Source organism: Streptomyces luteoverticillatus (genome assembly GCF_003970715.1).
Classification (GTDB): domain Bacteria; phylum Actinomycetota; class Actinomycetes; order Streptomycetales; family Streptomycetaceae; genus Streptomyces; species Streptomyces abikoensis.
Genome location: NZ_CP034587.1, coordinates 4,440,039 through 4,454,945, shown reverse-complemented (window position 1 = coordinate 4,454,945; position 14,907 = coordinate 4,440,039). Strand labels below are relative to the sequence as shown.

Annotated in this window: 13 protein-coding genes and 1 pseudogene; 6 read left to right on the top strand and 8 right to left on the bottom strand. The window is 71.7% G+C overall.

What is annotated here, in order from left to right; all coding sequences use genetic code 11:
* Positions 1 to 36: 36 nt before the first annotated feature.
* From EKH77_RS19825 to EKH77_RS19810, 4 genes and pseudogenes are all read right to left on the bottom strand, one after another.
* Positions 37 to 1,535, bottom strand: a pseudogene (locus EKH77_RS19825) (alpha/beta hydrolase).
* Between the two features lie 79 nt (positions 1,536 to 1,614).
* The gene (locus EKH77_RS19820; protein ID WP_126918170.1) at positions 1,615 to 2,073 is read right to left on the bottom strand and encodes a carboxymuconolactone decarboxylase family protein; all 459 of its coding nucleotides are present in this window, start codon (positions 2,071 to 2,073) and stop codon (positions 1,615 to 1,617) included.
* A 156-nt stretch (positions 2,074 to 2,229) separates the two neighbouring features.
* The gene (locus tag EKH77_RS19815) at positions 2,230 to 2,424 is read right to left on the bottom strand and encodes a DUF397 domain-containing protein (RefSeq protein WP_126915677.1); all 195 of its coding nucleotides are present in this window, start codon (positions 2,422 to 2,424) and stop codon (positions 2,230 to 2,232) included.
* A complete protein-coding gene (locus EKH77_RS19810) occupies positions 2,421 to 3,239 on the bottom strand; it encodes a helix-turn-helix domain-containing protein (protein ID WP_346429063.1) in 819 nt (272 codons plus the stop codon). The genes EKH77_RS19815 and EKH77_RS19810 overlap by 4 nt, the downstream gene beginning before the upstream one ends.
* Positions 3,240 to 3,380: 141 nt before the next feature.
* Here EKH77_RS19810 and EKH77_RS19805 point away from each other — a divergent pair, with 141 nt between their 5' ends.
* The gene (locus tag EKH77_RS19805; RefSeq protein ID WP_164737665.1) at positions 3,381 to 3,713 is read left to right on the top strand and encodes a hypothetical protein; all 333 of its coding nucleotides are present in this window, start codon (positions 3,381 to 3,383) and stop codon (positions 3,711 to 3,713) included.
* The gene (locus EKH77_RS19800; protein ID WP_240667768.1) at positions 3,710 to 3,922 is read left to right on the top strand and encodes a DUF6255 family natural product biosynthesis protein; all 213 of its coding nucleotides are present in this window, start codon (positions 3,710 to 3,712) and stop codon (positions 3,920 to 3,922) included. Before EKH77_RS19805 ends, EKH77_RS19800 begins: the two co-directional genes overlap by 4 nt.
* Before the next feature lie 6 nt (positions 3,923 to 3,928).
* On the opposite strand, the gene EKH77_RS19795 is transcribed toward EKH77_RS19800, so the two are convergent.
* Positions 3,929 to 5,329 (bottom strand): gluconate:H+ symporter, encoded by a 1,401-nt coding sequence (locus EKH77_RS19795; protein WP_126915673.1) that lies wholly within the window; start codon positions 5,327 to 5,329, stop codon positions 3,929 to 3,931.
* Between the two features lie 50 nt (positions 5,330 to 5,379).
* Positions 5,380 to 5,871, bottom strand: a complete 492-nt coding sequence (locus EKH77_RS19790; protein WP_126915672.1) for a gluconokinase — start codon at positions 5,869 to 5,871, stop codon at positions 5,380 to 5,382.
* A 138-nt stretch (positions 5,872 to 6,009) separates the two neighbouring features.
* Here EKH77_RS19790 and EKH77_RS19785 point away from each other — a divergent pair, with 138 nt between their 5' ends.
* The gene (locus EKH77_RS19785; protein WP_126915671.1) at positions 6,010 to 6,711 is read left to right on the top strand and encodes a FadR/GntR family transcriptional regulator; all 702 of its coding nucleotides are present in this window, start codon (positions 6,010 to 6,012) and stop codon (positions 6,709 to 6,711) included.
* Between the two features lie 72 nt (positions 6,712 to 6,783).
* On the opposite strand, the gene EKH77_RS19780 is transcribed toward EKH77_RS19785, so the two are convergent.
* Positions 6,784 to 8,295, bottom strand: coding sequence for an amidase (locus EKH77_RS19780; RefSeq protein WP_126915670.1), 1,512 nt, complete (start codon positions 8,293 to 8,295; stop codon positions 6,784 to 6,786).
* Here EKH77_RS19780 and EKH77_RS19775 point away from each other — a divergent pair.
* The gene (locus EKH77_RS19775; RefSeq protein WP_126915669.1) at positions 8,294 to 8,848 is read left to right on the top strand and encodes a GNAT family N-acetyltransferase; all 555 of its coding nucleotides are present in this window, start codon (positions 8,294 to 8,296) and stop codon (positions 8,846 to 8,848) included. The two genes, EKH77_RS19780 and EKH77_RS19775, sit on opposite strands and share 2 nt — an antisense overlap.
* A gap of 183 nt (positions 8,849 to 9,031) precedes the next feature.
* Positions 9,032 to 11,284, top strand: coding sequence for a HelD family protein (locus EKH77_RS19770; RefSeq protein WP_126915668.1), 2,253 nt, complete (start codon positions 9,032 to 9,034; stop codon positions 11,282 to 11,284).
* 48 nt (positions 11,285 to 11,332) lie between these two features.
* On the opposite strand, the gene EKH77_RS19765 is transcribed toward EKH77_RS19770, so the two are convergent.
* Positions 11,333 to 12,976 carry a fibronectin type III domain-containing protein gene (locus EKH77_RS19765; RefSeq protein ID WP_126915667.1) on the bottom strand — a complete coding sequence of 548 codons (1,644 nt, stop codon included), beginning with the start codon at positions 12,974 to 12,976 and terminating at the stop codon, positions 11,333 to 11,335.
* Positions 12,977 to 13,357: 381 nt separating this feature from the next.
* On the opposite strand from EKH77_RS19765, the gene EKH77_RS19760 reads away from it, so the two are divergent.
* Positions 13,358 to 14,836 (top strand): alpha/beta hydrolase, encoded by a 1,479-nt coding sequence (locus tag EKH77_RS19760; RefSeq protein WP_126915666.1) that lies wholly within the window; start codon positions 13,358 to 13,360, stop codon positions 14,834 to 14,836.
* Positions 14,837 to 14,907: the final 71 nt, after the last annotated feature.

The window sequence follows — 14,907 nt, the reverse complement described above, 5'->3', positions numbered from 1 at the left end:
ACTCCAACAGGGGGGAGCCCCGCCCGGCACGGGCGCCTAACGGCACAGGACGTCCCGTTCCGGCCGCTCGCCCGTGGCGAGGAACGCGGTGACTATCCGGTCGCCGCAGGCGTTCCCCCTGCGGAGGTACGCGCCGTGCCCCCGGAGTCGACACTGACCATCCGGGCACGCTCGCCGAGGGACTCCCGCATCCTCAGCGCTCCGCTGTGCGGCGTGGCGGGGTCTCGGAGGTTCTGCACCATCAGGATGTTCGAGGGCCCCTCGTCCGTGATCCGCACCGGCTTCTCCGCCGTGTCGTTCTTCCAGAACGCGCACGGCATGACGTTGGCGGGCATCCCGGCCGTCAGCGGGTACCGGAGCCGGTCGGCTGCGACGGCGCGCTCGTACGAGGCAGGCGACCGGGGCCAGCGCACGTCGTTGCAGAGGACGCCGAGGAGGGTGGCGGCCTCCTCGGGCGACCCGTACGCCGGCTCCACGGCCGGTGGAGCGGCGTCGCCCGCGGCGCGGGCCGAGACGATCAGTTCGGCGAGCCCGGGGAAGGCCCTGTCGTCGTAGAGGGCCATCTGGAGCCGGGCCCGCAGCCGGTTCCCGGTGAGCCGCTCCGTCCCGTCGGGCCCCCGCTCCGGTACCCGGTCCAGCCGCTCCGCGAGCGCGAGGACCGACGGCCGGACGTCCTCGGGCCGTTCGGCGACGCGGTGCCGGGCGTCCCGGGCCGGGTCGGCGGCCCACCGCGCGAAGTCCGGGAACCTGTCCTCCGTGGCCGCCGCGATGTTCGCCGTCCAGCCCCGGCCCACCCGGGAGGGATCCGGGTCGAGGCTGCTGTCGAGCACCAGCCGGTCGACGCGGTCCGGGTACTTCTGCGCGTAGACGGCGCCCACATACGTCCCGTACGAGACGCCCCACGCCGAGAGCTTGCGCTCGCCGAGGGCCTGACGGATCCGGTCGATGTCGCGGGCCTCGTTGGCGGTGGAGAAGGAGCGGATCAGCGCGCCGCCCACGCGGGCACAGCTCTCGGCGACGCGGCGGGCTGCCGCGATGCTCCCGCTGATGTCCCCGCCGGGCGCGGGCCAGGGGCGGATCTTGGTGATTTCGAGGTCGTCCCGGTCGAGTCCGCAGTCGGCCCGTGTGCTCCCGCCGACGCCGCGCGGGTCGAACGACACGATGTCGTAGACGCCACGCGTCTCCTCCCGCAGCCTCTCCCCCACCCGTCCCAGCCAGTCCCGGCCGGAGCCGCCGGGCCCGCCGGGGATGAGTAAGAGCGTGCCGCGTCTGGCCTCGGGCCGGTCGCTGCGGAGCCGGGAGACGGCGATACCGATCGAACGCCCCTTGGGATCGCGGTAGTCGAGCGGTACGGACAGATCGGCGCAATCGCGGGTGGGCGCGTCGGCGCAGGGTGCCCAGGCGAGAGCGGGCGGCTTCGCCGCGGCTGCGGGAGCCGCCTGCGCCGGGGTGGCCACCAGAGTGGCTGCGACCCCGGCGGCGCAGGCGGCGAGGGCGAGGGCGGGAGCGAGGGCCTTGCGGCTCGTCATTGACATACAGCCCATGATTGTCCGGGCCCCGGCCCCAACACCTCCGGTGAACCACCCAATTCGCGATCAGGGTGCCCCTAGGGACTCAGGTCCACTGCTCGGCCGGCGCCTTGCCGGGCAGGGGCCGCCCGATGAGAGCGATGGGCATGAAGAAGTTGACCTGGCCGATCGCGACGGCGAGGGTCGCGAGGGCCTTCGCGTCGTAGTGCCGGGCCGCCTCGGCGTACACCTCGTCGGTCACCCGCTCACCGTGGGGGTTCGGCGTGAGCACGCCCTCCACGAGCGCGAGCGCGGCCCGCTCGGCGTCCGTGAAGTACGGCGCGTCCTTCCAGGACGCCACGGCGGTGATCCGCTCCTCGGACTCGCCTGCGGTGCGGAGGGTGTTGGAGTGGAAGACGGTGAGGTACGTGTTACCCACGATCTGCCCAGCACGCAGGTGCATGAGGGCGAAGGTGGTGCGGGGCACCGAACCGTTTCCGATGGCCTTGAACAGGGCCGCCGACACCTCGGCGATCTCGGGGATCAGGTCGAGGGGGTTCGACATGCGGGAGGTCTGGGTCTTGTCGGTCACGGTGGCCGTTTCCTTCCGGGTGGGGCCCGTTCGGGCTTGCTTCGTCACCGCACTGACGGATGCTGGGGAAGGAATGTGACGGGTGGGGGTGGGGAGGTGGTGTGGCGTGGGACACAGCGGGATGCGGCGCTATTGGAGGGTGGCGATGAAGATTTCCCATGCCGTGGCGGGGAACACCAGGGCAGGCCCGTGGGGGGATTTGCTGTCCCGGACGGGGACAGCGCCGGGTATGTTGTCGGCGACTTCGACGCAGGTGGCATCGCCGCCGTTGCTGTAGCTGCTCTTGCGCCAGTTGGCCGCGCTCAAGTCCAGGTGTGCCTTCATGATGCGTTCTCCTCCATGACGCGCTGGATGAATGCCAGCGACTCCGGGGGCGGGAGAGCCAAGTCCCGCACGCGATCGTAGGACAGCCGCAACTGCGAGACTTCATGCAGATCATCGATGAGGTCGCCGGACTTGCTGCCTTCCAGGTAGGCGACGGCGTGGCCGTCCGGCAGCCACAGCAGCGACAGCGAACCACCCATCAGGTCGTGCACACCGGCGGCGAAGGGGAGTACCTGAATAGTCATGTTCGACGATGAGGCCGAGTCCATGATGTGCGACAGCTGGCCGCGCCAAACCTTTCGGTCCGCGGGCGGGCGTCGCAGTACGCCTTCGTCGAGAATGATCCGGACGGTCGGCGGAGGGTCTTGGTGCAGGAGATCCTGCCTGCCGATCCGGGCGGCAACCTGATCCTCCACCTCGTTGTCACCACCGGGCTTCGGCTCGGAGGACAACACCACCCGCGCGTAATCCTCCGTCTGAAGCAGGCCGGGCATGGCCACCATGAACTTGTGCATGATCACGGCCTTGGCCTCGAACAGCATGAACTGTTGGAACCTGTCGATGAAGGTCTCCTGCCGCGCCAGCCGCCAGAGGCGAACCAACAACCCGCCCGTCCCGTAGACGGCGTCCAGCGCTTCCATCACCGGGCGCTGCGACAGCCGCTCCCCCGTCTCCAGGCGGTGGAGGTACGTGCGGTCGTACGAGGTGTCTTCCGAAAGTTGCGCGAGCGACTTGCCGGACTCCTCCCGGAGGCGCCGAAGCTCGATGGCAAGCGTGGCTCGCGCAGAGTCGTCATCACCGGACAGGTGTTCCACGATCTCAACTCCCCTTTGTTGTCTCGTGGCTGGACAACAGCCGACCCCTGTTGAGCGTAGCTCCGGCGCGCGACGCTGAAACCGCTCTGCGTAAGGTCAACTCGAAGGGGAGATTCCGTGACCTACCGCGAAGGCGCATACGTGGTGGACACGCGTAGCGCGACGCTCGCCCAGGTGATGGGCAACGTCGGCCCGCGCGTGCAGATCAGGCGGCCCGGAGGCGGCCGGGAATGGGAGGCGCCCGCCGACGCGCTGCGGCTGGCGACGCGGGCGGAACGGGAAGCGGCGGGCCTGCGCGGCAGCGCCGCCGCGCCGAGCGCCTCGCCCGTCGGCTGCGCCGAGTGCGTACGGCTCGACACGGCCCGGCGGGCCGCCGGGGAATACGGCGAGCTCACCGAGGCGGCCGTCGACGCCATGGTCGCCGTGCGCAGTCACTTCCGGGAGGCGCACGTCCTGCCCGCGTGGCCGCGATGAGGTGCGCGCACCGGGCCGGGTGGGCCCAGCGGGGCGGTGAGGCCCGCTGTCACGACTGCGGGGTGCGCCGCTTCACGTCGTACGGGGCCCTACGGCCCCCCGGCCTGGCGGCGGCTGTCGCGACGCCCCGGACCTTCCTCGTCGGCCACCAGGCCGACCGGGCCGCCGCGCTGAACCTCACGCGGCGCGCCCGGTACGCGGGGGTGTAGGGACCCCTACAACACCAGCGACAGGAGCATCACAAACCCCAGCCCCACCACCGAGATCACCGTCTCCATCAGAGACCACGTCTTGAGCGTCTGACCGACGCTCATCCCGAAGTACTCCTTCACCATCCAGAACCCCGCGTCGTTCACGTGGGAGAAGAACAGCGAACCCGCGCCCACGGCCAGCACCAGCAGTGCCGTGTGCGTCGTGCTCATGTCGGCGGCGAGCGGGGCCACGAGCCCCGCCGCCGAGATGGTGGCGACGGTCGCCGAGCCCGTCGCGAGGCGGATGGCGACGGCGATCAGCCAGGCCAGCAGCAGCGCGGAGACGGACCAGTCCTTCGATATGTCGAGGACCATGCGGCCGACGCCCACGTCGATCAGCGTCTGCTTGAAGCCGCCGCCCGCGCCCACGATCAGCAGGATCCCGGCGATCGGGACGAGGGACTTCTCCACCGTGCCCGACAGCCGCTCGCGGCTGAAGCCCGCCGCGCGGCCCAGCGTGAACATGCCCACGAGCACCGCCGCCAGCAGGGCGATCAGGGGCGAGCCGATGACATCGGCCACCCGCTGCACATGCGCCTTCGGGTCGTCGACCACGACGTCCACGAGCGCCTTGGCCAGCATCAGCGCGACCGGGAGCAGCACCGTGGCGACGGTGATCCCGAAGCCGGGGCGGCGTTCCAGTTCCTCCGACGGGCGCTGCGGGACGAGCTTCTCCGGCGGGGTGACGTCGACCCAGCGGGCCGCGACGCGGGAGAAGAGCGGCCCGGCGATGATCGCCGTGGGGATGGCGATGAGGACGCCCAGGGCCAGCGTGACGCCCAGGTTGGCACCGATGGCGTCGATCGCGGCGAGCGGGCCGGGGTGCGGGGGCACGAGGCCGTGCATGACGGACAGGCCGGCCAGCGCCGGGATGCCGATCCGCATCAGGTTGTGGCCGCCGCGCTTGGCGACGAGCAGGACGACCGGGATCAGCAGCACGATCCCGACCTCGAAGAACAGCGGCAGGCCTATGACGCCCGCGATCAGCACGATCGCCCACGGCATGGAGCTGCGGCTCGCCCTCGCCAGGATCGTGTCGACGATCTGGTCGGCGCCGCCGGAGTCGGCGAGGAGCTTGCCGAGGATCGAGCCGAGGGCGATGAGGACGCCCACGCCGGCGACGGTCGAGCCGAGGCCGGTGGTGAAGCTGGTGATGACCTTGTCCAGCGGGGCGCCCGCGACCGCGCCCAGGACGAGCGAGCCGACGGTCAGGGACAGGAACGCGTGCAGCTTGAAGCGGCTGATGAGGAGGACGATGACGGCGATGCCGACGAGGACGGCGATGCCCAGCTGTGCGTGACCCGCCGACGTGATCGGTGCGGTGGGTGCTGCCGCGGCCAGCATCTCGACGCTGAGAGTGCTCACGGGGCTTCCTAATGGGGGAGGGGGGAAGGGGGTGCCTCTGCCTCTGGGGCCTACAGGCGCCGCAGTGCGGCTACCGCCCGCTCGGCGATGACGGCCGCCTCGGGCGCGACATCGACGGCGATGCCCGCTTCGTCGGCCCCGAGCGGTTCGAGGGTGGCGAACTGGGAGTCCAGCAGCCGGGTGGTCATGAAGTGGCCCTTGCGGGCGGCCATCCGCCCGGCGATCAGCTCGCGGTCGCCGGTGAGGTGGAGGAAGACGAGCCCGGGCGCGGCGGCCCGCAGCCGGTCGCGGTAGGCGCGCTTGAGCGCGGAGCAGCTGACGACGCCACCGCCGTCCGCCCGGCCGCGGGCCCAGTCGCCGATGGCGTCGAGCCAGGGGGCGCGGTCGTCGTCGTCCAGCGGGGTGCCGGCGGACATCTTGGCGATGTTGGCGGGCGGGTGGAAGTCGTCGCCCTCGGCGTAGGGGACGCCCAGGGCCTCCGCCACCAGGGGGCCGACCGTGGTCTTGCCCGTGCCGGCGACGCCCATCACCACGACGACCATCACGCCTACCTCGCTGTCTCCGTCGACATCGGTTGTTGGTTGAGGCTTCACTGAAACGCATTGAGTACGACGTATTCAAGACCCTGTGACTAAAACGTCATACTTAATGGCCTCGCCGGCGACGTTTAGGCTGATCGCATGGACAAACAGGGGCAGGGGCTCCACGCACGCGTGCTCGACTCCCTCGGGCCCGCGATCACGGCGGGCGAGTATCCGGCGGGCAGCGTGCTGCGCACGGACGAGCTGGAGGAGCGCTTCGACGTCTCGCGCTCGGTCATCCGCGAGGCCATACGCGTCCTGGAGTCCATGAACCTCGTCGCCTCCCGGCGCCGCGTCGGCGTGACCGTCCTGCCCGCCGACGAGTGGAACGTCTACGACCCGAGCGTCATCCGCTGGCGCCTGGCCGGCCCCGACCGGCCGCGCCAGCTGCGCTCGCTGACCGTGCTGCGCTCGGCGATCGAGCCCGCGGCCGCCGGGCTGGCCGCCCTGCGGGCCACGCCCGAGCAGTGCGCCGAGCTCACCGAGCACGCCCTGGGCATGGTCGCCACCTCGCGCGGCCAGCAACTGGACGCCTACCTGGTGCACGACATCGCCTTCCACCGGGTGATCCTGCGCGCGTCCGGCAACGAGATGTTCGCGCGGCTGGGCGACGTGGTCGCGGAGGTCCTCACCGGCCGCACCCACCACCACGTGATGTTCACCGACCCCGACCCGGCCGCCGTCACCCTCCACGTCCGCGTCGCCGAGGCCGTGCGCGGGCGCGACGCGGCTGGGGCGGAGGCCCTGACCCGTGAGATCGCTGCGGGTGCGATGGCGGAGCTCGACATTCTGGCGCCGTAGCGCTCCGCCCGGAGGCCGGGTGCGTCGTCGCCTGCTGGCGCGTCGTGGCTGGTCGCGCGGTTCCCCGCGCCCCTAGCGGGGCGCAGGAAGCCCCTCCGGCCAGTGTTCGTGCCAGCGCAGGTCCGCCTCCAACTGCGCGGCCAGTGAGATCAGCAGCGGCTCGCTGTTCGACGGCCCCAGCAGTTGCGCCCCCATCGGCAGGCCGTCCTCCGTGAAGCCGGACGGCACGCTCAGGGCGGGCCAGCCGAGGACGTTCCAGGGCCAGGCGTACGGACAGGCCGCGATCATCCGGGAGTCGGTCTCCCACGTGCCGAGCCCCGCCAGCGCGCCCGTGCGCAGCGGCGGTACGGCCGTGGTGGGCGTCAGGACGGCGTCGAAGCGCCAGAACATCTCCCCGATGCGCCGCCGCAGCGGCGCCTCCGCCGCCCGTGCCGCCCGCAGCACCTCGCCGCCGAGCAGCAGCCCGCCGCGCGCGTTGGCGCGCGTACGGACGTCCAGCAGCGCCCGGTCGGGCACGCGCGCCGTCCAGTCCCGGATGCCGGCCATCGAGCGCGGCACGAAGGCGAGGCCGATGGGGCCGTAGCGCGGGTTCTCCTCCACGACCTCGTGCCCCAGGGCCTCCAGGGTCTCGGCCATGCGCAGGGTCGCCGTCCGCACGGCGGGGGCGAGGGCGTTGCGCACGGCCGCGAAGGCGGGCCGCAGTGACAGCGCGATCCTCAACCGGCGGCGGGGTTCGTGCGTGGCCGCCGCTACCACGTCGACGGTCGGCGGCCGGTGGATGTCGCCGTCGTGGGAGCCGCTCGCCGCGTGCAGCAGCAGCGCCGCGTCGGCGACCGTACGGGCCAGCGGCCCGAAGCAGGTGATGCCCCGGAACGGCTCGCGGTCCGGCCAGGTGGAGATCCGCCCGCGCTGGGGCTTGATGCCCACCAGGTGGGTCCAGGCGGCCGGGATGCGGATGGACCCGGCGCCGTCGGAGCCGAGGGCCGCCGGCACCAGCCCGGCGGCGACGGCCGCGCCGGCGCCGCCGGACGAGCCGCCGGGGGTGTGCTCGATGCTCCAGGGATTGCGGGTCACCCCGAAGGCCGGCCCGTCTGTGACGGGCCACTGCCCCAGCTCGGGGGTGTTCGTCTTGCCGACGATCACCGCGCCGGCGGCCCGTAATCGCCGCACCGCCTCGCTGTCCGCCCCTCTCGGGGGGAAGTCCCCCGGGCAGCCGAACGCGGTCGGCTCGCCGGCCACGTCCATATCGTCCTTGACGGCGACGGGCACGCCGAGCAGGGGCAGCCGTTCCCCCGCCGCGAGCCGCCGGTCGGCCTCGTCGGCCTCGCGCAACGCGGCCTCGGCCCGGACGACCCGGAAGGCGTTCAGCGTCCTCCGGGTCGCCTCGATCCGCCGCAGCGAACGCTCCACGACCTCCCGGGACGACACCTGACGCCCGGCCAGCCCCAGGACCTGTGCCTGGAGCCCCTCGAACTCTTCGCTCACGAAACCGGTCACGCGAACCTCATTCCCGCGCGCGCTCGAACACACGCTAACGGGACTGGAGTTGTACGGACATAAGTCCGTGGCGCACACTCGCCGCATGCGCGAGGAGACAGAGGAGATGGCGGTGCCCGGTGGTCCGTTCCTGCTGCGGCCGTGGACGGCGGGGGACGTCGAGGCCCTGCTGGAGGCCCACGCGGACCCGCTGATGCGCTGGCAGGCGCCCCAGCCGGTCGACACGGCCGAGGAGGCGCTGCAGTGGATACGGCGGCGGGCCGGGCAGCGGGAGGAGGACGCGGCATACTCCTTCGCCGTCGTCGAACGGGCGGATCCGCGTGCCGTGCTCGGCGACATCACGGTGAGCGCGGTCGACCGCCGGCATTCCACGGGCTGGGTCTCCTATTGGACGACGAAATCCGCGCGGGGCCGGGGAGCGGCCACGGCGGCCTGCCGCGCGGTGTGCCGGTGGGCCTTCGACGAGCTGGGACTGTTCCGGCTGGAATTGGGGCACCGCGTCGACAACATCGCCTCCTGCCGGGTCGCCACAGCGGCCGGTTTCGCCGTCGAGGGGCGCGAGCGGCAACGGCTCCTCTACTCCGGCGTGCGCTACGACGTGGAGCGGCACGCGCGGCTGGCGACGGACGAGGAGGCGTGAACACAAGACGCGGCTACAAGGCGCAGCTACAAGGCGTAAATACAACAAAACCCCGGAGCGTATTGACGCCCGGGGTATTTCTCCGCGTATATTGATGGGTTCCATGCGTTGTCCAACTCAACACATGGGGAAGCTTTATGAGGCCATCATATCCGTGCGGGAGTGGAATTGTCAAACACGGACATGCGCAATGAGCAGGAATTCATCGATCTGCTTCACCGCCGGCTCGCCGAACTGCGCACCGGCGCCGAGGCGGCGGTCAAGGACGCCCTGGCGATGGACGGCACCACCTTCCAGGCGCGACAGGAGCGCGACGTCATGGTGGCCGAGCAGTCCGGGCTGCTCGCGGCGTTCAACGCGGGGGAACACGGGCTGTGCTTCGGGCGGCTGCTGTTCCGCGACGGCGCCGACCACCACATCGGCCGCATCGGCATCCGCGCCGCCGACGAGGACCGCACGCCCCTGGTGATCGACTGGCGGGCCGAGGTCGCCCGGCCGTTCTACCTCGCCACCGGCCACACCCCCATGGGGCTGCGCCGCAGGCGTCACATCACCACCGAGAACCACCGGGTCACCGACCTCCACGACGAGATCCTCGATCTCACCGACACCGCCCGTACCGGCCACGAGGGCAGCGACGCGGACGCCGTCCTCCTCGCCGCGCTCGACGCCGCCCGCACCGGCCGGATGCACGACATCGTGCAGACCATCCAGGCCGAGCAGGACCGCATCATCCGCGCCCCCCACCAGGGCGTCCTCGTCGTCGAGGGCGGCCCCGGCACGGGCAAGACCGTCGTCGCCCTCCACCGCGCCGCGTACCTCCTCTACGCCCACCGCGAGCGGCTCGCCCGCCGCGCCGTGCTGATCGTCGGGCCCAACCCGGCCTTCCTCGGCTACATCAGCGAGGTGCTGCCCGCGCTCGGCGAGACCGGCGTCCTCCTCGCCACGCCCGCCGAGCTCTACCCGGGCGTCCGCGCCACCGGCACCGACACCCCCCGGGCCGCCGAGATCAAGGGCGCGGCCACCATGGCCGACGCCCTCGCGGCGCACGTCCGCGACCGGCAGACCGTGCCCGAGCCCGACGCCCCCATCGCCATCCGGCACGACGACGGCGAGCTGCTGCTCACCACCGACATCGCCACCGAGGCCCGCAGCCTGGCACGGGAGACCAGGCTGCCGCACAACCTCGCCCGCCCCTACTTCGCCTTCCGCGTCATCGACGCCCTCACCGCCCAGATCGCCGACCGCCTCGGCGCCGACCCCTACGGCGGCCCCAGCCTCCTCGGCCCGGACGACATCGCCCAGCTCGGCAAGGCCGTCGCCGCCAACCGCGACGTCCACGCCGCCATCGACGACCTGTGGCCCGCGCTCACCCCGCAGGAGTTCATCGCCGACTACCTCACCGACCCCACCCACCTCCCCGACGAGGACGCGGCGGCCATCCGGCGCGACGGCGGCCCCTGGACCCCGGCGGACGTCCCCCTCCTCGACGAGGCCGCCGAACTCCTCGGCGAGGACGACTCCGCCGCCCGCGCCGCCGCCGAGGCCGCGCGCCAGGAACGCGTCCGCTACGCCCAGGGCGTCCTCGACCTCTCCTACGGCTCCCGCACCCAGGAGTTCGAGGACCGCGAGGACGAGGACTCCGAGATCCTCGCCGCCCACGACCTCATCGACGCGGAACGCCTCGCCGAACGCCACGAGGAGGCCGACCACCGCAGCGCCGCCGAACGCGCCGCCGCCGACCGGACCTGGGCGTTCGGCCACATCATCGTCGACGAGGCCCAGGAGCTGTCCGCCATGGCCTGGCGGCTGCTGATGCGCCGCTGCCCCACGCGCTCCATGACCCTGGTCGGCGACCCGGCCCAGACCGCCGAACCCGGCGGCTGCGGCACCTGGGAAGCCATCCTCACCCCGCACGTCGGCGACCGCTGGGAGCACGTGCGGCTGGGCGTCAACTACCGTACGCCCGCCGAGATCATGGACCTCGCGGCCGGCGTCGTCCGGTCCGTGAACCCGTCCTTCGAACCGCCGAGCTCGGTACGGTCCACGGGGGAAGGGCCGTGGATGTGCGCCGTCCACGGCGACTCGGAGGCGGACCTGGCGGACGCGGTGGCCGACGCGGTCGTCTCCGAGACGTCCCGCGAGATGGCCCGCATCGCGATCATCGCCCAGCACCGGCACCACGCGGCCCTGCGCGCCGCCGTACCGGCGGCCTCGGCGGGGCCGGAGCCGGACCTGACCCGCCCGGTGGTCCTCCTCGACCCGCGCCAGGCCAAGGGCCTGGAGTTCGACTCGGTGATCGTCGTCGAGCCGGGCGAGTTCGGGACGAGCGACCTGTACGTCGCCCTGACGCGCGCGACCCAGCGCCTCGGCGTCATATACGACGCCGAGGACGGCCCCGGGCTCCCGGCCGGGCTGGAGGGGCTGGGCTGGTGAGCGAACGGGTCCGGGGGCACTGCCCCCGGACCCGAGCCCCCGTGCGCGTCAGACCTGGTAGGCCGCCTCGATCTTCAGGTACGTGCCCGGCGTCTGGGGCTCCCACGTGCACTGGGAGATGTCGCCCGAGTCGACGCCGCACTTCGTCGTCGTGCGGTTGGAGTTCCAGTCACGCTGGGCGTCCCAGCCGCCGATGGAGCCCAGCCGGACGTCGCGGGCGTGGGCGACCAGGTCGTGCATGTCCTGCTCGTGGAAGCGTTCGCCGCCGTCGTTGATGCCGTACATGGGACAGGCGCCCAGCCGGGCCCAGACCTCGGCGTCCGTGAGGTGCGGGTAGGCCTGCTTGACCGTGCGGTGCATGAAGCGCGTCGCGATGACGGCCTCCGTGCCCTGGGGGCGGTTGGCGTTGCCCATGGTCATGGTCATCCCGTTGAACAGCGACGGGAGGATGCCCGCGTCGGCGAGCATGCCGATGAACGCCTGACCGTCGGTGTTGAACCCGGCGACAAGGTCCGGCGGGCAGTTCGGGTCGTCGGGGCCGTAGACGTCGGCGGGGCGGCGCTCGCGGCCGGCGTCCACGGGGAGGGTGTAGGAGATGCGGAGCTGGGGCCGGGCGTCCAGCAGCATCAGGACGATGCTGATGTGGCGGGCGAGGAACGCCTTGTCCTTCTGGGCCGCGCCTTCGATGTCGAAGTCGATGCGGTCGATGTCGTACGCGTCGAGAATGGCCGAGTACCAGCCGTAGACCCGCTCCACGTCCGTGTGGACGTATTCCGCGATGTGATTGGTCCAGCCGCCGATGGAGATGACCGGGCGGCCGCCCAGCTCCTTGAACGCGCGCACGTCGTCGGCGTTGTGCTTGCCGTTGATGGCGTCGTAGGTGGGAATGCTGCCCCAGCACGGCTCCATCTGGTCGTTCGCGACGGTGATGAAGCCGAGCGAAACGCCGCGGACGCCCGTGGCCTGGGCGATGGGCGTGATCTCGTTGATGTGCCAGTCGCCGGAGACGGTGTTTCCGCCGGCGTAGTCGATGAACGGCATCACCGGGATGTCCCAGGCGGGCCGTTCGCCCTTCGGCTCACCGGAGTTGAATTCGATCGTGGTGGGCGAGGAGAACAGGCCGCGGATGTTCATGGCGACGACGGTCGCCTCGTAGTCGGTCTCGGGCGTCAGCCGGCCCACGAGCGCGGGCGGCCCGGTGACCACGACCGGGTCGCGGCCGGGCATGTTGACGGTGATGTGGTACTCGATCACGGCGACCTCGTCGGTCGAGGGCGTCCAGTCGAGCAGCACGGAGCGCCCGAGGACCCGTTCGACCCGCAGGTCGGTGACCGGGGTGGGCGGCGTGTCGTATTCCGGCACGTCCGCCGGGACGCCGTCGACCTTGATGTTCCTGGGCAGCGGGTCGAGCGTGCCGGAGTAGGTCACGATGACGAAGTTCGTGCCGTGCGCGGGGATTTTCCGCTTCCAGCTCTCGACCGTTCCCGTGACGCGCTGACCCTGCTGGACGACGACGAGGCCGACGTTGTTGCTGACGGTCTGGCCCTGGGCCACGTCGAATTCGATGGTCGAGATGTTCTTGTCCTCGTCGGTGAGGTTGTAGACGGTGAGCCGGACGGAGCCCCCGCCGACCCACTGCTTTTCGACGGAAGGCCGGACGAGGATCGTGTACTCACTGCCGGACGTGGTCATTCCGTGCCCTTTCTCGAGGCCGTTCCCGTGCGGACGCCTGGAAAACTATTCGGCCGGGCGCACGCGGCTAAGGCCCGGATACGGCCTGCCGGAAACGACGGCTGACCCGCGCCAGCCGGGCACCGTATACAGCCAGGTCAGTCACACCCCAACACCGTTACGCGGGTCGGGGATTGACGCGTTCAAGCCGTTGTGGCGCGTCATGGCCGCCCCTTACGCCCCACAACACCGCGTTACCGGCCAATCACTGACACTCCACCTCTAACGGTCATGACGCGTTTCGCAGGCGCCAATTCCCCCGTGACCGTGGGGTTTTCCCCACCCTTAAGGGAACGGTGGGCCGGATGGGCAGAACGGCGTCGACCGACGAGCCTTGTCCGCATGACGAACCAACGCACCCGCAAATCCATCCTGTTCGCCCTCGCCACCTCCGCCGTCGCCGCCACCCTCGCCGCACCGGCACAGGCCGCACCGGCGGGCGCGCCCTCCCTTCGCTGGAAACCCTGCGCCGACGCGCCCGCCAGGGAGTGCGCCGACCTGTCCGTACCGGTCGACTACCGCGCCCCGGACGGCCCACGGGCCAACCTCGCGGTGTCCCGGCTGCGGACCGACCACCCGGAGGCGCGGCGGGGGACGCTGCTGCTGATACCCGGCGGGCCCGGCGGCTCCGGCGTCAGCCTGCTGGAGCGGAAGGGCGCGGACATACGCGAGAAGACCGGCGGCGCCTACGACGTCGTGAGCTTCGACCCGCGCGGCGTCGGCGGCCACGGCAGCAGCCTCGCCGACTGCGGGCTGGACAAGGACGACCTGGAGATCAGTCACTTCATCCCCTGGCCCGGCCCCGACGGCGACATCAGTGAGAACGTGGTCCGCGCCCGCCGCATCGCCGACGCCTGCGCCCGCGACGGCGGCCCGCTCCTCCGCTCGTTCACGACCGCCAACGAGGTACGCGACATCGACCTCCTCCGCCAGGCCCTCGGCGAGCGGAAGCTGTCGGTGTACGGCGTCTCGTACGGCACGTACGTGGCGGCCCAGTACGCGCAGAAGCACCCCGACCGGACCGACAGGGTCGTGCTGGACAGCTCGGGCGACCCCGATCCCGCCCGGGTCGCGCGCGGGTGGCTGGCGAACATGGCCGTCGGGGTCGAGGACCGCTTCCCCGACTTCGCGAAGTGGGCGTCGGCGCCCGGCAACCCCGACCGGCTGGCCGACACCCCCGTGGCCGTCCAGCCGATGTTCCTCGCGCTGGCGGCGAAGCTGGACGCCTCACCGCGTACGTTCGCCGACGGGCACCAGCTGACCGGCAACCGTTTGCGGATGGGGCTGCTTCAAACCCTCACCTCACGGGAGGGTTTCGCGCCCCTGGCGAAACTGATCCGCGCCGCCCGCGACACCACCGGTGAGCTGACGGTCCCCGACGTCCTGCCCTTGGCGGTGTCCCAGCACGACGCGGCCGTACGGACGGCGACCATCTGCAACGACGTCGCCTGGCCGAAGTCGCTTCCCGCCTACCGGCGGGCCGTGGCCGCCGACCGGGTCCGGCACCCGCTGACGGCGGGGATGCCCGTCGGCGTCATGCCCTGCGCGTTCTGGAAGGACGAGCCGGCCGACAAGCCCGGCCGGATCACCTCCCAGGGACCCTCGAACATCCTGATGCTCCAGAACCTGCGCGACCCGAACACCCCCCACAGCGGCGCCCTCAAGATGCGGGCCGCTCTGGGCGAGCGGGCGCGGCTGGTCTCCGTCGACTCCGGCGGCCACGGGGCGTACCTGGCGAACGGGAACGCTTGCGGCGACGCGGCTGTCAGCGAGTTTCTCAAGACGGGACAGCGTCCGGCTGAAGATATCGTCTGCCATTAGGCCGGGAGGGGTGCCCCAGTCCCGCCCTTTCACCATTTCCTGGGGCTCCGCCCCAGACCCCGCTCCTCAAT